The sequence below is a fragment of the Microbispora sp. H10670 genome (genome assembly GCF_014161385.1).
In the GTDB taxonomy this organism is placed as follows: Bacteria; Actinomycetota; Actinomycetes; order Streptosporangiales; family Streptosporangiaceae; genus Microbispora; species Microbispora triticiradicis.
The window spans coordinates 63,543-82,376 of record NZ_JABBWW010000012.1; the positions used below are offsets into that span (position 1 = coordinate 63,543).

The following is an 18,834-nucleotide window of genomic DNA, read 5'->3' on the forward strand; positions in this document are numbered from 1 at the left end:
GTCAGGCCCGACCGAGGTACTCGCCGGTGCGAGTGTCGACCTTGACCTTCTCGCCGGTGGTGATGAAGAGGGGGACCTTGATCTCGGCGCCGGTCTCCAGCGTGGCGGGCTTGGTGCCACCGGTCGAGCGGTCGCCCTGCAGGCCGGGATCGGTGTGGGCGATCGTCAGCTCGGCGGCCGCCGGGAGGTCGACGTACAGCGGGTTGCCCTCGTTGAAGGCGATGGTCGCGGTGGTGTTCTCCAGCATGTAGTTGGCGGCGGTGCCCACCACGGACCGCGCGACGTTGACCATGTCGTAGGTCTCGGTGTCCATGAACACGAAGTCGTCGCCGTCGAGGTAGGAGTACTGCATCTCCCGCTTGTCGACGTTCGCCACGTCGACCTTCACGCCGGCGTTGAAGGTCTTGTCGACGACCTTCCCGGACATGACGTTCTTCAGCTTGGTACGGACGAACGCGCCGCCCTTACCCGGCTTGACGTGCTGGAACTCGACAACGGCCCACAACTCTCCGCCGTCGAGCTTGAGCACGAGTCCGTTCTTCAGGTCGTTCGTCGTCGCCACGTGCGTCTCCCGCGTGCGGCTGCCCTAGAGGACGAGCAGCTCCTTGGTCGTCAGTGTGAGAAGCTCCGGCCCGTCAGCACGCGTGACCAGCGTGTCCTCGATGCGCACACCGCCCGCGCCCGGAAGATAGACCCCCGGCTCGACGGTGATCGGAACTCGATCCTCTAGTCTACCGGTCCTGCCAGGGCCCAGGAACGGCAGCTCGTGGATCTCCAGGCCGACCCCGTGCCCCAGCCCGTGGCCGAACCGCTCGGCGTGGCCCGCTCCGGCGATCACCTCGCGCGCCGCCGCGTCCACCTCGCCGGCCGTCGCCCCCGGCCGTACGGCGTGGCGGCCCGCGCGCTGCGCCCGCCGCACGAGGTCGTACAGGTCGCGCTGCCAGGCGGCGGGCGGGCCCACCGCGACCGTGCGGGTCATGTCGGCGTGGTAGCCGCCGTACCGCGCGCCGAAGTCCATCGTCACGAGGTCGCCGCGCTCGACGCGCCGCTCCGAGGGCGAGTGGTGCGGGATCGAGCCGTTCGGGCCGCTCGCCACGATGGAGTCGAAGGCGGGCCGGTCCGCGCCGAGTTCGACCATGGCGACCTCCAGCCACCGGGCGATCTCCCGCTCCGTGACGCCGGGGGCGACGCGCTCCACGACGAGGGAGAACGCCTCGTCGGTGAGCGCGCACGCGCGGCGCAGCGCCTCGATCTCCGCCTCGTCCTTGACCGCGCGCAGGGTCTCCACCAGGCCGCCGGCCGGGGTGAGGGCGGGGCGGCGTCCGGGGTGACTGCCGGACGGCCGCTCGGAGAGCCGCTGGAACAGCCCGACCGGCATGTGGTCGCCCTCCACCAGGACCCGCTCCGCGCCCGCGCACCGGTCGAGCAGCGCCCCCGCCACGTCGCGGTCCTCGACGACCTCGACTCCCGCGCACACCGCCTCGGCCGTCTCCCGGTAGCGCGAGTCGGTGGCGAGGGCGGCCTCCCCCGCCGCGGTGACGAGCACGGCGGCGTTGGAGCTGGTCAGCCCGGTCAGGTAACGCACGTTGACCGGCCAGGTGACGAGGACCGCCCCGGCCTCGTGCTCCCCCAGCGCCTCGGCCAGCCGCGCGCGCCGCCTGGCGTGGGTCTCCTCGGCGGTCTTGTCGGAAGTCTTGTCGGCGGTCCTGTCGGCGGTCCTGTGGACATCGGTCACGAACGGACTTTACCGCCGTCCTCCGGGCATCCCCGCAGACCGCGCGTACCCTGCCTGGGACCGGCGACCGGGCCGCGGGTCAGGACGCCAAATCCCTGATCTTCTCGATGAGCCCGACGCGCTCCTCGTGGGTGTGCGCGAAGGGGGCGACGTTGAGCGTGGTGACCCCGGCCTCGCGCAGCGCCGCGATCCGCTCCCTGACGTGACCCTCCGAGCCGGCCAGGGAGATGTGTTCCAGCAGTTCTCTCGGCACCAGCGCCTCGGCCTCCTTCTTCCTGCCCTCCAGGTAGAGGTTCTGGATCTGCTCGGCCTCCTTCTCGTAGCCGTAGCGGCGGGCGAGGTCGTTGTAGAAGTTCCTGCCCTTGGCGCCCATGCCGCCGATGTAGAGGGCGGCCATCGAGCGGCCCAGGTCCAGCACGTCCTCGACGTCGTCGCCGATCGCCAGCACGGCCTGCGCGATCACGTCCAGTTCGCCGAGCGCGGGGTCCCGGCGCTCCCGCCCGGCGGCCAGCGACGCGCCCCACACCTCCCCGGCCTTCTCGGGCATGAAGAAGATCGGCTCCCAGCCCTCGGCGAGCTCGGCGGCCAGCTCGACGTTCTTCGGCCCGATCGCCGCGACGACGATCGGGATGCGCTCGCGCACCGGGTGGTTGATCAGCTTGAGCGGCTTGCCGAGGCCGGTGCCGCCCTCCAGCGGAAGGGTGTAGTGCCGTCCCTCGTACTCCAGCCGCTCGCGCCGCCAGACCTTGCGGCAGATCTCGATGATCTCGCGGGTGCGGCCGAGCGGCGCGTCGTACGGCACGCCGTGGAAGCCCTCGATCACCTGCGGGCCGGAGGCGCCGAGGCCGAGGGTGAAACGCCCGTCGGACACGTAGTCGAGGCCCGCGGCCGTCATGGCCAGCAGGGCCGGCGTTCTGGAGTAGATCGGCAGGATGCCCGAGGCGATCCGCAGCCGCTCGGTCCGCGCCGCGATGTAGCCGAGCTGGCTGACCGCGTCGAAGCTGTACGCCTCGGCGACGAACACGATGTCCAGCCCGGCCCTCTCGTAGTCGGCCAGCTCCGCGACCGTCTCCTTGAAGTCCCCTGAGTAGTTGAGGGCCATCCCGATCCGCATCCGCCTCGTCCTTCCGCGCGTACACCGGTGAGTAACCGAATGATGTTCCGTCGGCGTGACCAAGGCTAACGACCCGGACCGGCCGCGGCCACCTCGCTCAGGGGCGGCACAGGGGGTCTGGTAGCGGCTCGGCGGCGACTCAGGGGCGGTTCAGGGGCGGTTCAGGGGCGGTTCAGGGGCGGTTCAGGGGCGGTTCAGGGGCGGAGGGCGACACCGCCGAGCACCGGCAGGGCCACCCCGCGCAGGGGCAGCGCGTCGGGCTCGGGCCGCCACCGGTTCAACTCGACGACCCCGGGTTCCACCAGGTCGAACCCGTCGAAGAACCTGGCGATCTGCGTGGCGGGCCGGGCCTCGAACGGCGCGTTGGCCCTGCTGTAGACACTGCCCATCGCGGCCATCTCATCCGGAAGGGGATCGGAGCTGACATGCGAGATCACGACGTGACTGCCCGAGGGGAGCAACTCGCGATAGGCGGCCATGAGCCCCTCCGGGTCCTCCTCGTCGCGCACGAAGTGGAGGCACGACACCAGCAGCAGCGCCACGGGCCGGTCGAGGGCGAAGCCGTTCGCCTGCGCCGCGGCGACGACCTCCTCCGGCCGCCGCAGGTCGGCCAGCGCGAAGCGCACCCGGGGATCGCCTTCGAGCAGCGCCCGCGCGTGCGCCGCCACCACCGGGTCGTTGTCCACGTACGTCACCCGCACGTCGGGCGAGACGTCGAGGGCGATCTCGTGGACGTTGCCCTGCGTCGGAAGCCCCGCGCCGAGGTCGAGGAAGGCGCGGATGCCACGTTCGCGGGCCAGGAAGCGCACGGCCCGGCCGAGGAAGGCGCGGTTCTCCTGTACGGCCTCCCGCACGTGGCCCTGCGACAGTTCGATGATCCGCTCGGCCGCCGCCCGGTCGGCGGGCAGGTGGTTCTTGCCGCCCAGATAGTAGTCGTACATCCGGGCGACGTTGGGCCGCGTGACGTCGAACCCACCGGGCGCCTGCTCCGTCATGACACGCTCCCGCTCGGCCGGATGATTCCTCATGATCATAATGGTCGGCCCGGCAAACGGCGCCGATTCGGGCAAATCAGTCGGCGCCGGTGTCGGCGCTGCGTCGACGCCGGGACGCGGCGGGTCTGCTCGGCGCGTGGTCCGCAGCCGGGCCGGGCCGCGGTGGGCCTGCGCGACCACACGGCGGGCGGCATGCCGGCGCTGCGGGGTGTCGTCACGGGCGCCGGCGTCCGGCCGAGGGTCTCGACGGCGGTCTCCCCCGTGGCCTTACCGGTGGCCTCACCGGCGATCTCCCCCGTTGGCTCCCCGGAGTCGCCGCAGGTCGTCCGGGGTGTCCACGTCCGCCGGGTCGCCCGCGTCGTCGCAGGCCACGGCCGTGACGAGTCCGGGATGGGCGCGCAGGAAGGGACGGGCGCCCACGTCGCCCACGGCGAGCGCCTCGACCTCCGCGAAGTGCTCGCGGGCGATCAGTACGGGGTTGCGCGGCACGCCTCCGTACGCGGCGACGGCGACCCGGGCGCCGTCCCGGAACGCCGCGACCAACCGGCGCACCGCCTCGGGCCGTACGAGGGGCTGGTCGGCGAGGGCGATCACCACCGCGGCGGCGGACGGCGGGAGCGCACGCAGCCCGGCCCGCAGCGACGAGCCCATGCCCGTCTCCCACAGGGGGTTCCGCACGACGACCGCGCCGACCTCCGCATCCTCAGCCGCGCCCTTGGCCATGCCCCCGAGCGCCTCCGCGACCGCGCCGACCTCCACCTCCTCAGTCGCGCCTCCGGTCGCGTGCTCGACCGGGTCCGCCCCCACGCCCGCCTTCGTATCACCGGCCGCCTTCTCCACCGCGCTCTCGGTCATGCCCTTGAGTTCGGCCTCGACTGCGGCCTCGGCGGCTCCGACCACGACCAGGACGGGCCGGCACCCGCCCTCCGCGAGCAGCCGGACGCCTCGCCCGGCGAGGCGCTCCCCCTCGAACTCCACCAGGGCCTTGGGCCCGCCGAACCTGCTGCCGCCCCCGGCCGCCAGCAGCAGCCCGGCGACGACCTCCTCGTCCGTCACGTCACCGCTCGCCGTGGATGCGACCGGAGGTCTCGGTGAGCGGCCTGCCGCTGCCGCCCCAGCGGAGCCGGATCAGCTCCGCCGCGATCGACACGGCGGTCTCCTCGGGCGTGCGCGCCCCGAGATCGAGCCCGATGGGCGAGCGCAGCCGGGACAGCTCCTCCTCCGACAGCCCGGCCTCGCGCAGCCGCGCCAACCGGTCCTCGTGGGTGCGCCGCGACCCCATCGCCCCCACGTACGCCGCCGGGGTGCGCAGCGCCGCCTCCAGCAGCGGCACGTCGAACTTCGGGTCGTGGGTGAGCACGCAGATCACGGTGCGCCCGTCGACCTCGGTGGTGGTCAGGTAGTCGTGCGGCCAGGCCACCACGACCTCGTCGGCCTCGGGGAACCGCTTGGCGGTCGCGAAGACCGGCCGCGCGTCGCACACCACCACGTGGTAGCCGAGGAAGCGGCCGATCCGCGCGACGGCCGCGGCGAAGTCGATGGCGCCGAAGACCAGCATGCGCGGCGGCGGCGCGAAGGAGAGCACGAACACCGGCAGGTCGTCCAGCCGCCGCTCGCCGTCCGGGCCGTACCGCCGCACGCCCGTCAGGCCCTGCGCCAGCATGCCGCGCGCGTCGTCGTCCACCGCGTCGTCGAGCCGGGCGGAGCCGAGCGAGCCCGTCGCCCGGTCCGGCCACACCACGCGGCGGGCGCCCACCCGGCCGGGACCGCCGATGATCGTGGCCACCGCGACCGGCCGCCGCGTCGCGACGGCCGCGGCGATCTCCCCCAGCTCCGGGTAGTCGCGCCGCGACACCGGCTCCACGAACACGTCGATGATCCCGCCGCAGGTCAGCCCGACCGCGAACGCGTCGTCGTCGCTCACGCCGTACCGCTCCAGCACCGGCGTCCCGTCCCCGGCGACCCGTGTGGCGAGCTCGTACACCGCCCCCTCGACGCAGCCGCCCGACACGCTGCCGACCGCCTCGCCGTCGAGCACGGCCATCGCCGCCCCCGGCGGGCGCGGCGCGCTGCGGAACGTGCCGACGACGGTGGCGAGCCCGAACCGCCGCCCCGACTCCCACCACTCCAGCACCTGGTCGAGCAGATCACGCATCGGCCCCTCCCCTCCGTACGGCCCCGCGCGGATCCGCGCGCCGACCGGCCAGCAGCGCGGCCAGGTCCTCGAACGCGGCCAGGCTGTGCCCGGCCAGGAAGTCCGTGACGTACGGCAGCGCCGCGCGGATGCCCGCGGTCAGCGGCCGGTAGGCGGGGTCGCCCTTGTGCGGGTTGACCCACACCACCCGGCGGGCGAGCCGCGAGAGCCGGGCCATCTGCGCGCCGAGGAGGTCGGCCGGTCCGCGTTCCCAGCCGTCGGAGGCGATCACGACGATCGCTCCCCGGGGGTCGGGCAGCCGCAGCAGGGCCCGCACCTCCTCGCCCAGCCTGGTGCCGCCGCTCCAGTCCGGGATGGCGGCCGAGCACTCGTCCATGGCGAGGCCGGGATCGTGGTGGCGCAGCGCGCCGGTGATCCTCGTCAGGCGCGTTCCCGCGCTGAACACCTCGGTCGCCCGGGGCTCCGCCCGCACCATCGCGTGCGCGAACCGCAGCAGGGTGTCGGCGTAGGCGGCCATCGAACCGCTGACGTCGACGACCAGGACGACCCGGTGCGGCCGGCGCCGGCGGGCGCGGCGGCGCGGCCGGGCGGGCTCCCCGCCGTCGCGCAGGATCTCCCTGATCGTGCGCCGCCTGTCGTACGCCGGACCGTGGGGCGACGGACGGTACCGCCGCGACCTGCGCGTCTGTCTCGTGCCGCGCAGCAGCGCGAGCAGGCGGTGGACCTCCCGCCGCTCCGCCTCGCTCATCCGCGCCACGTCCCGGTGCCGCAGCACCTCGATCTCGCTCGCCGTGGCCGGCGGCGCCCCCGGCTCGCCGGTGGTCCGCGGGCCGCCCGTGTCGTACGGCGCCGCCACCGGCCGGGCCACCGATACGGCCGTTCCGCGGACGCGGTGTGCCGGCCGGAGGGAGGCGGAGAAGTAGGCGGCGAAGCAGCGGTCGTACCGGGGCAGGTCGTCGGGGCCCGCGCACAGGGTGAGACGGCCCGCCCAGTAGACGTCCCGTGCCACGGCGGCGTCGAGGTGGGCGAGTGCCGCCAGGAAGTTCTGCGTGCGCTGGGGGTCGGCCGGCACTCCGGCCGCCCGCAGCGTCCGGGCGAATCCGACCAGCCCGCCGGTGATCCGCTCGGCGTCGCCCGCCTGCCGTGGTCCGGCCCCCTGCGCTTCGGAACTCTGCATTTCGGAACTCCGCGCTTCGGAACTCCGCGGTTCGGGCGTGCGCTCGGCGGGGCGGCGGGCGCCGGGGTCAGTCACGTCCGCCGTCCGCGTGGAGCAGCCCTCCCGCGCGCACCGTCTCCTGGTCCTCCCGGTGCTTGAGCAGGGCGCCGAGCGTGGCGGCGGCCAGGGCCGGGTCGAGTTCCGCCGCGCCGAGCGTGAGCAGGGCCTCCGCCCAGTCGAGCGTCTCCGCGACGCCGGGCGGCTTGAGCAGGCCGGCCGCGCGCATCCGCCCGGCGGCCCGCGCCACGTCCGCCGCGAGCCGTTCGGCGCAGCCGGGCAGGCGCCGCCGCACGATGGCCACCTCCCGGTCGAAACCCGGGTGCTCAAGCCAGTGGTAGAGGCAGCGCCGTTTGAGCGCGTCGTGCACCTCACGGGTCCGGTTCGAGGTCAGGACGACGACGGGCGGGGTCGGTGCGCTGATCGTCCCGATCTCCGGCACCGAGATCGTGAAGTCCGACAGCACCTCCAGCAGGAAAGCCTCGAACTCGTCGTCCGCCCGGTCGATCTCGTCCACCAGCAGCACGCTGGGCTGCGTCTCCAGGGCCCGCAGCAGCGGCCGGGCGATCAGGAACCGCCGGTCGTAGATCTCGCCCTCCAGCGCGGCCACGTCGGCGCTCCCCGCCGCCTCTGCCGCCTTGAGGTGGAGGAGCTGGCGGGGGAAGTCCCAGTCGTACATGGCCTGGGCGGCGTCCAGGCCCTCGTGGCACTGCAGCCTGATGAGCGGCGCGCCGAGGATCGCCGCCAGCGTCTTGGCCAGCTCGGTCTTGCCGACGCCCGCCTCGCCCTCCAGGAACAGCGGCCGCCCCATCTTGAGCGCGAGATAGGCCGCCGTCGTGAGCCCCTCGTCGGGCAGGTAGTCGTGGTGGTCGAGCAGCTCCGCCAGCCCCGCCGGCGAGTCGATGTCGGAGATGGTGGTGGTCCGCCGCAGCACACGGACAGGCTACGCGCAGGCCGTTCCGCCCCGCTCTGGCCGAATCCGCCAAAGCCGGGCGACCCGGAGACGCCGCCTTGGCACAATCCCACAGCGCTCCCCCACGCGGTCACCGGACCGGCGGGCGAGGCAGGCGCCCGGGTCCCTGCCGGTCCCCTCAGGCCGGGTCGGCGTCCGGTGGTCGATCGGCGACGAGGTCCAGGCTGTCGCGTCGCCCGGCACTCCTTAGGGTCGGAGCATGACCGACGACCCGAGTCTGCCCCGGCCCGCCTGCCTCGCCGGCTCCCCCGCCGGGCGGGCGCTCGCCGCCGAACTCGCCGCCCGATGGGCGGAGCCACACCGCCGCTACCACACGACGGCCCACCTGCGGGCGGTCCTGGCCGCGGTCGAGCCGCTGGCCGCCCAGGCCGCGGACGCCGACGCCGTACGGCTGGCCGCGTGGTTCCACGACGCCGTCTACGACGGGCGGCCCGGACGGGACGAGGAGCGCAGCGCCCAGCTCGCCCAGTCCCGGCTGCCCGCCTGCGGTCTGCCCCCGGCGCGGGTCGCCGAGGTCGCCCGGCTGGTGCGGCTCACGGCGGGCCACACGTACGAGCCCGGGGACGCGAACGCGGCCGTCCTGTGCGACGCCGACCTCGCGATCCTCGGAGCGCCGCCCGAGACGTACGAGGCGTACACGAGGGCCGTGCGCGAGGAGTACCGGCACGTGCCCGGCGACGCCTTCCGGGCCGGCCGCGCCGCGGTGCTGCGGGCGCTGCTCGGCAAGCCCCGCCTGTTCGGCACTCCCGTCGGCCGGGACCTGTGGGAGGACCGCGCGCGCGAGAACATGACCCGTGAACTCGCCGATCTGGAAGAGCGCGCCTTTACAAAGTAGATCTGTTTCGCGTCTTCGGGAGGCGCAGGCCGGACGCGCGCAACCGCCGTACCAGCTCCTGGCTCCCGACCGGCTCGGCTCCCAGGAGGACGGCCCGGTCGTAGACCGTCTCCGGCACGTCGTAGTGGTCCCGGTCGAAGGCGCGTTCCGGCACGTCGAGCAGGCGGGCGAACTCGTGCAGTTCCCGCAGTGACGAGTCGCTGACCAGATGGGACCAGAGCAGCCCCCGGGGACCTGGCCAGTTCGGCCGGTCGATCAGCACCGCCATGCGCTCTCCCGTCGTCGCCGATCAGCATAAGCCGATGACACGGGCATGGGTCGCGGCCAAAGCCGAGGTCGATTTCGCCGACGCTCCCCAGATTTGCCTGGTAGGTACCCCTGGGGGTATAAGGGAGGCATGCAGATGAACGAGGCGATGGTCGGCGACGCGGTGACGCGACTGCGGAGGGCTCATGGCCAGCTCGCCGGGGTGATCGCGATGATCGAGGCCGGCGAGGACTGCACCAAGGTGCTGACCCAGCTGGCCGCGGCTTCCAAGGCGATCGACCGGGCGGGGTTCAGGCTGGTGGCCAGCGGGCTGCGACACTGCCAGGCGGCGCAGGAGCGGGGCGAGGAGACTCCGATGAGCGTGGCCGAGCTGGAGAAGCTGTTCCTGGCCCTCGCGTAGGCGACTCTTCCGGAAAGGCTCGCTTTTCCATATCCCGACGATACCCCCCGGGGTATATACACCGGAGGTTGCAGTGACTTTGGACGTCGATCCGACCCGCTTCGCGCAGGCGCATGGCGAGGGTGCCACCGTGGCCGGCGTCCGGGAAGCCGGGCTGGAGGTCCCCGGGCGGCCGGGTGACGCGCGACGCGGGCGGCTCACCGGTAGCCCCTTTTTTTGCTCGTCACATACCCCCGGGGGTACCAGGAGAGAAGTATTCCCCTCGGTGCCGATCGAGGGTGAGCCGGTCGCGGTGTTCTCCCGCGGCAGCCTCCTGGTCGCCTCGTCGTACGCGACCCCGGCTCGGCCACGCGGCCTGGCCACCCCACCTGAGAAACCGAGAAGGAAACCGTGAACACCGAACTCCCGAACACCGGATCCCCGGACATCGACACCGCCACCGCCCGTGCGCTGATGGCCGCCAACCCCGACGTGCTCGTCGTGGACGTGCGGACCCCCGCCGAGTTCGAGACCGCGCACATCGGCGGCGCGATCAACCTGCCGTTCGACCAGGTCGACGCCCACCTGCGGCGGATCGTCGCCGACGCCGGCGGGCGGATGCTGCTCGTCTGCCAGTCCGGCGGCCGCGCCACCCAGGCGCGCAAAAGGCTCTGCGAGGCGGGGCTGCCCGACACGGTCGTGCTCGCCGGAGGGATGAACGCCTGGATCGCCTCCGGCGCTCCGGTGGTGCGCGGAAGGCAACGATGGAGCCTGGAGCGCCAGGTTCGCCTGGTCGCGGGCGGCCTCGTGCTCGCCTCGATCGTGGCCGACCTGTGGCTGCCGGGGGCGCGCTTCGCAGGCGTCCTCGTCGGCGCGGGCCTGATGTTCGCCGGTCTGACCGACACCTGCGCGATGGGCATGCTGCTCGCCCGCCTGCCCTACAACCGGGGCGCGACCACCGACGTGGACGCCGCCCTCGCCTGTATCCGCCGCCCCGGCCGCGGCGCGGCCTGACGGATCAGGGAAACACCATGACCGCTCTCACCCTCGTCGGCGCCGTCGTCGTCGGTCTGACCCTGGGCCTGTTCGGCGGCGGTGGCTCGATCCTGACCGTCCCCCTGCTCGTCTACGTCGCCGGCGTCCCGGCCAAGGCGGCGATCGCCATGTCCCTGTTCGTCGTCGGGGCGACCAGCGTGGTCAGCGCCGTCGGTCACGCCCGCGCCTGCCGCATCCGGTGGAGGACCGGGCTGGTTTTCGGCCTCGCCGGAATGGCCGGTGCGTACGGTGGCGGCCTCCTCGGGCCGCACCTGCCCGCGACGGCACTGCTGGCGGGGTTCGCGCTGATGATGATGGCCACCGCCGCCGCCATGATCCGGGGACGCAGGCCGGCCGGGCCCGCGCCGGCCCGCAAGGATCTGCCGATCCTGCACGTCGTCGCCGAGGGCGTCGTCGTCGGCCTGGTCACCGGAGTGGTCGGAGCCGGCGGTGGGTTCCTCGTCGTCCCCGCGCTGGTGTTGCTCGACGGCATGCCAATGGCCACGGCCGTCGCCACCTCCCTGGTGGTGATCGCGATGAAGTCCTTCGCCGGGCTGGCCGGCTACCTGCAGACCGTCCCGGTCGACTGGTCGATCGCCCTGCCCGTCACCGCGGCGGCGGTCGTCGGCGGTCTGGCCGGGGGGTGGCTCGCCGGGCGCATCCAGGCCGACCGCCTGCGCAAGGGGTTCGGCTGGTTCGTGCTCGTGATGGGCGGCTTCGTGCTCATCCAGCAGGCCCCGTCCACTCTGTTCCACGCCGCGTGGGGCGTCGCCGCACTACTGACCGGCGCCTCCGTCGCGGCAGCAGGGATCGTCCGTCCACTCCTGCGCAAGGGACGCCACCGTGACCACCTGGGCCCCGCGCACCGGGGGACTCAGCCGCACCCGACGGCGCGAGCGGAGAAAGGCGAGGTGGGACACGCAGGAGGAAACGCGCACACGGTGGAGGTGCTGGGGCGCGCGCTCACCACCGGCCGGCCCACCGCCGCCGAGCTGCCCGCACGGGTCGCCACCGCCCCTTCGCGGGGCCGCGGCACCTCACCCGACCATGACCGATCGGTACCCCTGGGGTATCAAGCGAATAGGAGGAAACCGATGTTCTTCACGCAGTACTACCTGGACTGCCTGTCTCAGGCCTCGTACCTGATCGGAGACACGTCGACGGGCCGGGCGGTGGTGGTGGACCCACGGCGCGACGTGTCCGAATACCTCACCGACGCCGAGGCGCATGGGCTGCGAATCGAAGGAGTGATCAACACTCACTTCCACGCCGACTTCCTCGCCGGCCACCTGGAGCTGGCCGCGCGCACCGGCGCCTGGATCGGCTACGGTCGCGCCGCCGAGGCCGAGTACGCGATCCGCAGGCTGTCCGACGGCGAACGGATCGAACTCGGCGACGTCGTGCTGGAGATCCTGGAGACGCCCGGGCACACGCCGGAGTCGATCAGCGTCCTGGTCCTCGAACACGCCGCCGACTCGGTCCCGTACGGCGTGCTGACCGGAGACGCGCTGTTCATCGGCGACGTGGGACGACCCGACCTGCTCGCCTCGCTCGGCATGACCTCCGACCAGCTCGGGCGCATGCTCTACGACAGCGTCCAGCACAAGCTGATGGGCCTGCCCGACGAGGTGCGGATCTTCCCCGCCCACGGCGCCGGCTCGGCCTGCGGCAAGAACCTGTCCACCGAGCGGACCTCGACGATCGGCATGCAGCGGGTGACCAACTACGCCTGCCGGCCGATGAGCGAGCAGGAGTTCCTGTCCATCGTCACCGAGGGACAGCCGCCCGCGCCCGGCTACTTCATCTTCGACGCCGTGCTCAACCGCAAGAACCACGACCTGCTGGACGTCGCCGCGCACGCCCGGCCGCTGACGGCCGAGGAGTTCCTCGCCCGGCGAGCCGCCGGCGCGGTGGTGCTCGACGCCCGCGACGCGCAGGAGTTCGCCCTGGCCCACCTGCGCGGCTCGCTCAGCGTCCCGGCGGACGGCCGGTTCGCCGAACGGGCCGGCACGGTCATCGAACCGGGCAGCGAGATCGTCGTCGTCGCCCCGCAGGACCGCGAGGTGGAGGTCGTCACCCGGCTGGCCCGCATCGGCTTCGACACGGTGACCGGCTACCTGCGCGAACCGGAGGCCGCCTTCCTCGCCGGGTCCGACGAGATCGCCCACTCCACCCGCCTGACCGCTACCGAGCTGTGCGAGGCGCTCCGAGCCGAGCGGCCTCCGTTCCTGCTCGACGTCCGCAACGCGAGCGAGCTCGCGGACGGCGGCGTCGAGGGAGCGGTCAACATCCCGCTCGCCCAGCTCCCGGCCCGGCTGGCCGAGGTTCCGGACGACCGTCCCGTCGTCGTCTACTGCGCCGGCGGCGCCCGTTCCGCCATCGCGGTCAGCCTGCTGGAGCACAGCGGACGCGCCCAGGCGAGCGACCTCATCGGCGGATACGGCGCCTGGCTGAGCGCCTTCACCCCCTCCTCCGCCGGTTCCCGATCCTCAGGTGACCTCCGCTGATCCCGTGCCGGCCGGGGACGTTCGCCACGGTCGCCGGAACAGTCACCTCTCTGTTTAGGGAGGAAAGATGAAGGAGAGATTCGCGCGGAAGCCCGCGGGCGAGCGGCGCAGGAGCCGCCGTCCGGGACGGTCGAGGCAGTGGGCCGATCTCACCCCGAGGCGGCGGGCGGTGCTCCTGACGCTCGCGTCGGTGGAACTCTCGCTGACCGCGACCGCCGCCGTCGACCTGTTCCGCCGCCCGCGGACTCGGTTGCGCGGTCGCAAGGCCCTCTGGTGGCTCGCCCTGGCCGTCCAGCCCTTCGGGCCCATCGCGTACCTCGCTCTGGCCCGCAGGCCGAGGAGGACGTAACCCGTGGCGGTGCGGAGCCGGGGGGATTCCGCGCGTTCCGCTTCCGGCGTCGCGGGCGGGCGGATGTGACCGGCTGATGTCGTGCCGGTCACATCCGCGTGGGGCGACCGCGAGAAGACCCGGAGCGGCTCTGCCGAAAGGCCGCCCTCTACGCCTCCGGCCGTCTCCGCGTTCCGGGCCGGTCGGCGGCTAGCACTTGCCCTTCACGCGCTTGCATTTCGGACAGCACTTGTACTTGCGATGGTTCGTGCAGCGATAAGAGCACTTGGGCGGCTTCGGTTTCGCGACGGACGCGCCGGGAGCCGCCTGCGAGACGGCGACGCCGCCGGAGATCGTGGACGCCCGCACCGGGGATCCCGCCGCCGGCCAGAGCGCGACCGTCGTGAGCAGCGCCGAGCCGATGGTCATGCCGAGTCGCCTTCCTCGCATGGCCGTTCTCCTCTCCGATCACGTCACACGTGGGTTCGGGTGTTCCTCTTCCATAGTCCGGACCGGTTCCGGAATGCGTCCAGACCATCGGCCGACACGCGACATGATCCGGGGTGAATCAATTACGATTCCCTATCTCCCAATCGACGTGGAGCGGCCGGAGTCCGTTTGGATTAATCCCCGATGGGCGTTTTCCGGTATTCTCCCGGCACGGGATCTACGTTCTCCCGGAACGGCGACCGCCAAATGCGTGGACGACCATCGCGATGGAATTCTCCGGATACGGCAAAAGCCTGAATAGTCGGCATCTGGGCGGCAACCTCGTCCAGAACGTGCCCGCGGGAACACAGCCGCGGAACCACAGGGTCACCAGGGGGAAACGATGGCCGCACGACATGCCCGATCCCTTGCCGCGCTCACCGCCGCGGTCACACTGACGCTGGCGCTGCTCACCGGCTGCGGAGGCACGACCACCAGGGCGGTGTCCGAAGAGGCGGCCGTCGCCGGACCGGCGGCGGCCGCCACGCCGACCGCGACGGAGAGCGAGTACAACTCGCCGTGCCCGTCGGGCGGCAACGCCAGGCGGTTCGCCAAGACGCGCTTCGCGCTGCACGCGGGCCTCGCCCTCGGCGCCTTCCACCGCTACATCTACAAACCGCTGCGCAGCGGCGGCTTCGAGCAGGGAGCGGAGAAGCGCAAGCGGACGTTCGCGAAGGCGGCGGTGGCGGGACTGTTCGCCCTGCACGAACTGAAGGTCGCCAAGGGGTTCGCCGTGGCCAACCCGACGCTCTGCAAGGCCGTCGAGGGCGTCGGCACCAAGGTCAGGGCCCTCACCGACAGACTCAAGAGCGGCACCGCGACGGAGGCCGACCTGAACGCCGGCCAGGCCTCGCTGAGCGGCCTGCAGAGCGACGCCGCGAGGACCGGTTTCCCGTTCAAGGAGCGGAAGGTCACCGTCCCCGGAGCCTCGTGACCGGGTGCCCGGGTCCCGCCGGCCGCCGGCCGTCGGCCGTCGGCCGTCGGCGGAGAGACATAACCTATTGACTTGGTAGGAAATATGGACAACTCTTGTGGGGAATCTTCCGTCGTCCCTGCGAGGTGTGTCCATGTCCGTCGCCGGAATCGAAACCGGCACCGCCCCACACGCCGGCGGCGCCCCTGCCGTCCGCGCCGCCGCCGTAGGCGCCGCGGTCCGGTCCGCCGGGAGGCGGTCGTACCGGTGGGTAAGCCCCGTGGCCGTCGTGCTGGTGTGGCAGGCCGCGAGCGGCAGCGGGCTGCTGCCCGCCCGATTACTCGCCGCGCCGTCGCAGATCGCGGCGACCGCGCTCGACCTGGTGCGGTCCGGCACGCTGCCCACGGCGATCGCGGTGTCGCTCGAACGCGTCCTGCTCGGCTTCGCGGCGGGAGCGGCGGCCGGCATCGTCCTGGCGCTGGTGGCCGGGCTGAGCCGGGCCGGAGAGAACGCGGTCGACCCGATCATGCAGATGCTCCGGGCGCTGCCGTTCTTCGGGCTGATCCCGCTGTTCATCCTCTGGTTCGGCATCGGTGAGACGCCCAAGGTGCTGCTGGTCGCGCTCGCCGTCTCCTTCCCCCTCTACCTCAACACGTTCTCCGGCATCAGGGGCGTGGACGGCAAGCTCGCCGAACTCGCCCGTACGCTCCGGCTCGGCAGGGCCGCGCTGGTGCGGCACATCGTGCTCCCCGGCGCGCTGCCCCAGACCCTCGTCGGGCTGCGCCAGAGCCTCGGCGTGGCCTGGCTGGCGCTGATCGTGGCCGAGCAGATCAACGCGGACGCCGGGCTCGGCTACATGATCAACGACGCGCGGGAGTTCCTCCGCACCGACGTGATCGTGGTCGGCCTGCTGGTCTACAGCGCGCTCGGGCTGCTCACCGACGCCCTGGTCCGGCTCCTCGAAAGGAGGGCGCTCGGATGGCGGCGCGAGTTCCTGTCCCGCTGAGTGACGCGGCCCCCGCCGGCGGTGCGGGCCGTCCCGGCGAGGCACCGGCGGCCTCGGTACGGCGCCTCACCCGGCGCTTCGGCGACCGCGCGGTGCTGGACGGCCTCGACCTGACGATCGCGCCCGGCGAGTTCGTGGCGCTGCTCGGCCGCAGCGGCTCGGGCAAGTCCACCCTGCTGCGCGCGCTCGCCGGGCTGGACGACGAGGCCGAGGGTGACATCGAGGTCGACGGCTCGGTGGCCGTGGCCTTCCAGGAGCCCCGGCTGGTGCCGTGGAAGCGGGTGCGCGACAACCTCACGCTCGGCCTGGACGCGCCCGGCCCCGCCGCCAGGGCGGACGCCGCGCTCGCGGAGGTCGGCCTGACCGAGCGTGCCGGGGCGTGGCCGCTGACGCTCTCCGGCGGCGAGGCGCAGCGGGCGAGCCTCGCCCGGGCCCTCGTCCGCGAGCCCCGCCTGCTGCTGCTCGACGAGCCGTTCAGCGCTCTCGACGCGCTGACCCGGATCACCGTGCACCGCCTCGTGCTCGACCTGTGGGCGGCGCACGGCCCGGCCGTGCTGCTGGTGACCCACGACGTGGACGAGGCCCTGGCGCTCGCCGACCGGGTCCTGGTGCTCGACGGCGGGCGGGTCGCCCACTCCTGGACCGTCACCGCGCCGCGCCCCCGGCACCGCGACCACCACGACCTCCTCGCCCTGCGCGCGGCCCTGCTGGCGGCCCTGGGCGTGCCCCCGGAAGGAACGGAATGACCAGGAGACTCCTCGCCGTACTGCTGATCGCCCTGACGGCCGGCACGGCGGCCTGCGCCCCGGCCGGGCAGGACGCCGCCGCCGGAAAGCCGGGCGAGGCCCAGGGACGCGTCACGCTGCGGGTCGGCGACCAGAAGGCCGGCTCCGAGGCCATCCTCAAGGCCGCCGGGCTGCTCGGCGGCACCTCCTACACGATCGCGTGGTCGCAGTTCACCTCCGGCCCGCCGCTGCTGGAGGCCGTGAACGCCGGCGCGGTCGACATCGGCGGCGTGGGCAACACCCCGCCCGTCTTCGCCGCCGCCTCCGGATCGAAGATCAAGGTCGTCTCGGCCTACCGGCAGAGCGCCAAGGGGTCGGCGATCCTCGTCCCCGGCGGGTCCGCCATCACCTCGACGGCGCAGCTCAAGGGCAGGAAGATCGCGGTGGCCAAGGGCAGCTCGGCCCACTACCACCTGCTCGCCGTGCTGAAGAAGGCCGGGCTGTCCTTCAAGGACATCCAGCCGCAGTATCTCCAGCCGGCCGACGCCCTGGCGGCGTTCTCCTCCGGCACGGTCGACGCCTGGGCCATCTGGGACCCCTTCTCCTCCCAGGCGAGGATCCAGCACGGGGCGCGGCTGCTGGTCGACGGCGCGGGCATCGTGAACGGCCTGGGCTTCCAGGTCGCCGCCCCGGCCGCGATCGAGGACACGGGCAAGCGGGCCGCGATCGCCGACTTCCTCTCCCGCCTGGCCAAGGCCCGGGTCTGGGCCGCCGCCCACCTGGACGAGTGGGCGAAGGTCTGGGCGCGGGAGACCGGCCTGCCCGCCGAGGTGGCGAACGCCGCCGTCGCCAACGCCGTGGCCACCCCGGTCGAGATCGACGACTCGGTCGTCTCCTCGGAGCAGGAGATCGCCGACGCCTTCGGCGCCGAGGGCCTGATCCCCGGCACGGTCACGTTCTCCCAGTTCGTTGACGACCGATTCAACGACGTCGTCGGAAAGGCCGCGCGATGAGATTCCACTGGTTCCTGCCCACATCCGGCGACGGCCGGGCGATCGTCGGCGGCGGGCACGGCCTGACGCGCAGTCACGGCCTGTCCGCGGCGGCCGTCCGCCGCCCGCCCTCGATCGACTATCTCGCCCAGGTGGCCCGCGCGGCCGAGCAGGCGGGGTTCGAGGCCGTGCTCACCCCGACGGGGACCTACTGCGAGGACGCGTGGCTGGTCACCGCCGCGCTGACCCAGGTCACGACGCGGCTGAAGTTCCTGGTCGCGTTCCGGCCCGGTGCGCTGTCGCCCACCCTGGCGGCCCAGATGGCCGCCACCTACCAGCGGATCTCCGGCGGGCGGCTGCTGCTCAACGTGGTCACCGGAGGTGAGACCGCCGAGCAGCGGCGCTTCGGCGACCATCTGGCCAAGGACGAGCGGTACGCCCGGACCGCGGAGTTCCTGACGATCGTCCGCGGCGCCTGGGACGGGCCGTTCGACTTCACCGGCCACTACTACGACGTCGAGGGCGCGACGGTCGCCGAGCGCCCCGACCCCGTGCCCGAGCTGTACTTCGGCGGCTCGTCGGCCGCCGCCGGCCCGGTCGCGGCCCGGCACGTGGACGTCTACCTCACCTGGGGCGAGCCGCCGTCGCAGGTCGCGGCCAAACTCGACCGGATGCGCGAACTGGCCGCCGCCGAGGGCCGTACGCTGCGCTTCGGCATCCGTCTGCACGTGATCGCGAGGGACACGTCCAAGGAGGCGTGGGCGGAGGCGAAGCGGCTGCTCGACCAGATCTCCCCCGAGGACATCGACGCGGCGCGCGCCGTCCTCGGCCGCAGCGAGTCGGTCGGGCAGCAGCGGATGCTCGCGCTCCACGAGGGCTTCCGCGGCGGCAGGGTCAGGGACCTGGAGATCCACCCCGGCCTGTGGGCGGGCGTCGGCCTGGTGCGCGGCGGCGCCGGCACGGCTCTCGTCGGCAGCCACACGGAGGTCGCCGACCTCGTCGAGGAGTACGCCTCCCTCGGCGTGGAGGAGTTCGTCCTGTCCGGCTACCCGCACCTGGAGGAGGCCTACTGGTTCGGGGAGGGCGTGCTGCCCGAACTGCGCCGCCGCGGCCTGCACGACACCCCCGCGCCCGTACGGCTGACCGCCTGAGGCCCGCCGGGGCACCGTCCTC

General features: G+C 73.1%; 20 protein-coding genes. 10 read left to right on the forward strand and 10 right to left on the reverse strand.

Features of this window, described 5'->3' with window-relative positions; genetic code table 11:
- Window position 1 precedes the first annotated feature (1 nt).
- The 8 genes from efp to HHX33_RS18560 all read right to left on the reverse strand — a co-directional run bounded on the left by efp (window position 2) and on the right by HHX33_RS18560 (window position 8,146).
- Complete coding sequence (gene efp / locus HHX33_RS18525) at window positions 2-562, reverse strand: elongation factor P (protein WP_117409754.1); 561 nt, start codon at window positions 560-562, stop codon at window positions 2-4.
- 24 nt (window positions 563-586) lie between these two features.
- Window positions 587-1,735: an aminopeptidase P family protein gene (locus tag HHX33_RS18530; RefSeq protein ID WP_182875715.1), complete on the reverse strand. Its 1,149-nt coding sequence runs from the start codon at window positions 1,733-1,735 to the stop codon at window positions 587-589.
- A 79-nt stretch (window positions 1,736-1,814) separates the two neighbouring features.
- A complete protein-coding gene (locus HHX33_RS18535) occupies window positions 1,815-2,849 on the reverse strand; it encodes an LLM class F420-dependent oxidoreductase (protein WP_182875716.1) in 1,035 nt (344 codons plus the stop codon).
- Window positions 2,850-3,043: 194 nt separating this feature from the next.
- The gene (locus HHX33_RS18540) at window positions 3,044-3,877 is read right to left on the reverse strand and encodes an SAM-dependent methyltransferase (protein ID WP_259402620.1); all 834 of its coding nucleotides are present in this window, start codon (window positions 3,875-3,877) and stop codon (window positions 3,044-3,046) included.
- A gap of 246 nt (window positions 3,878-4,123) precedes the next feature.
- Complete coding sequence (locus tag HHX33_RS18545; RefSeq protein WP_182875717.1) at window positions 4,124-4,900, reverse strand: nucleotidyltransferase family protein; 777 nt, start codon at window positions 4,898-4,900, stop codon at window positions 4,124-4,126.
- 1 nt (window position 4,901) lies between these two features.
- Window positions 4,902-5,999 (reverse strand): XdhC family protein, encoded by a 1,098-nt coding sequence (locus HHX33_RS18550; protein WP_138462803.1) that lies wholly within the window; start codon window positions 5,997-5,999, stop codon window positions 4,902-4,904.
- Window positions 5,992-7,176, reverse strand: coding sequence for a vWA domain-containing protein (locus HHX33_RS18555; RefSeq protein ID WP_182875718.1), 1,185 nt, complete (start codon window positions 7,174-7,176; stop codon window positions 5,992-5,994). Before HHX33_RS18555 ends, HHX33_RS18550 begins: the two co-directional genes overlap by 8 nt.
- Window positions 7,177-7,243: 67 nt before the next feature.
- Window positions 7,244-8,146, reverse strand: coding sequence for an AAA family ATPase (locus HHX33_RS18560; protein ID WP_117409759.1), 903 nt, complete (start codon window positions 8,144-8,146; stop codon window positions 7,244-7,246).
- 238 nt (window positions 8,147-8,384) lie between these two features.
- On the opposite strand from HHX33_RS18560, the gene HHX33_RS18565 reads away from it, so the two are divergent.
- Window positions 8,385-9,020, forward strand: a complete 636-nt coding sequence (locus HHX33_RS18565) for a metal-dependent phosphohydrolase (RefSeq protein ID WP_182875719.1) — start codon at window positions 8,385-8,387, stop codon at window positions 9,018-9,020.
- Here HHX33_RS18565 and HHX33_RS18570 read toward each other — a convergent pair.
- Window positions 9,010-9,288, reverse strand: coding sequence for a DUF4031 domain-containing protein (locus HHX33_RS18570; RefSeq protein WP_117409761.1), 279 nt, complete (start codon window positions 9,286-9,288; stop codon window positions 9,010-9,012). The genes HHX33_RS18565 and HHX33_RS18570 overlap by 11 nt on opposite strands.
- A gap of 129 nt (window positions 9,289-9,417) precedes the next feature.
- On the opposite strand from HHX33_RS18570, the gene HHX33_RS18575 reads away from it, so the two are divergent.
- From HHX33_RS18575 to HHX33_RS18590, 4 genes are all read left to right on the forward strand, one after another.
- Window positions 9,418-9,687, forward strand: coding sequence for a metal-sensitive transcriptional regulator (locus tag HHX33_RS18575; protein WP_182875720.1), 270 nt, complete (start codon window positions 9,418-9,420; stop codon window positions 9,685-9,687).
- 453 nt (window positions 9,688-10,140) lie between these two features.
- Window positions 10,141-10,680 (forward strand): rhodanese-like domain-containing protein, encoded by a 540-nt coding sequence (locus tag HHX33_RS18580; RefSeq protein ID WP_182875800.1) that lies wholly within the window; start codon window positions 10,141-10,143, stop codon window positions 10,678-10,680.
- A gap of 17 nt (window positions 10,681-10,697) precedes the next feature.
- Window positions 10,698-13,208 (forward strand): TSUP family transporter, encoded by a 2,511-nt coding sequence (locus tag HHX33_RS37280; protein WP_182875721.1) that lies wholly within the window; start codon window positions 10,698-10,700, stop codon window positions 13,206-13,208.
- 67 nt (window positions 13,209-13,275) lie between these two features.
- Window positions 13,276-13,557, forward strand: coding sequence for a PLDc N-terminal domain-containing protein (locus tag HHX33_RS18590; protein WP_182875722.1), 282 nt, complete (start codon window positions 13,276-13,278; stop codon window positions 13,555-13,557).
- 189 nt (window positions 13,558-13,746) lie between these two features.
- Here the strand turns inward: HHX33_RS18590 and HHX33_RS18595 are convergent, their stop codons facing one another.
- Entirely contained in the window at window positions 13,747-13,986 is a 240-nt protein-coding gene (locus HHX33_RS18595) for a hypothetical protein (protein ID WP_182875723.1), read from the reverse strand.
- Between the two features lie 382 nt (window positions 13,987-14,368).
- Here HHX33_RS18595 and HHX33_RS18600 point away from each other — a divergent pair, with 382 nt between their 5' ends.
- From HHX33_RS18600 to HHX33_RS18620, 5 genes are all read left to right on the forward strand, one after another.
- On the forward strand, window positions 14,369-14,959 hold the full coding sequence (locus HHX33_RS18600) for a hypothetical protein (RefSeq protein WP_182875724.1): 591 nt from the start codon (window positions 14,369-14,371) through the stop codon (window positions 14,957-14,959).
- A gap of 133 nt (window positions 14,960-15,092) precedes the next feature.
- Window positions 15,093-15,944 (forward strand): ABC transporter permease, encoded by an 852-nt coding sequence (locus tag HHX33_RS18605; RefSeq protein WP_138462807.1) that lies wholly within the window; start codon window positions 15,093-15,095, stop codon window positions 15,942-15,944.
- The gene (locus tag HHX33_RS18610; protein ID WP_182875725.1) at window positions 15,917-16,690 is read left to right on the forward strand and encodes an ABC transporter ATP-binding protein; all 774 of its coding nucleotides are present in this window, start codon (window positions 15,917-15,919) and stop codon (window positions 16,688-16,690) included. The genes HHX33_RS18605 and HHX33_RS18610 overlap by 28 nt, the downstream gene beginning before the upstream one ends.
- On the forward strand, window positions 16,687-17,682 hold the full coding sequence (locus HHX33_RS18615; protein WP_182875726.1) for an ABC transporter substrate-binding protein: 996 nt from the start codon (window positions 16,687-16,689) through the stop codon (window positions 17,680-17,682). The genes HHX33_RS18610 and HHX33_RS18615 overlap by 4 nt, the downstream gene beginning before the upstream one ends.
- Window positions 17,679-18,812, forward strand: coding sequence for an LLM class flavin-dependent oxidoreductase (locus HHX33_RS18620; RefSeq protein ID WP_182875727.1), 1,134 nt, complete (start codon window positions 17,679-17,681; stop codon window positions 18,810-18,812). Before HHX33_RS18615 ends, HHX33_RS18620 begins: the two co-directional genes overlap by 4 nt.
- Window positions 18,813-18,834 lie beyond the last annotated feature (22 nt).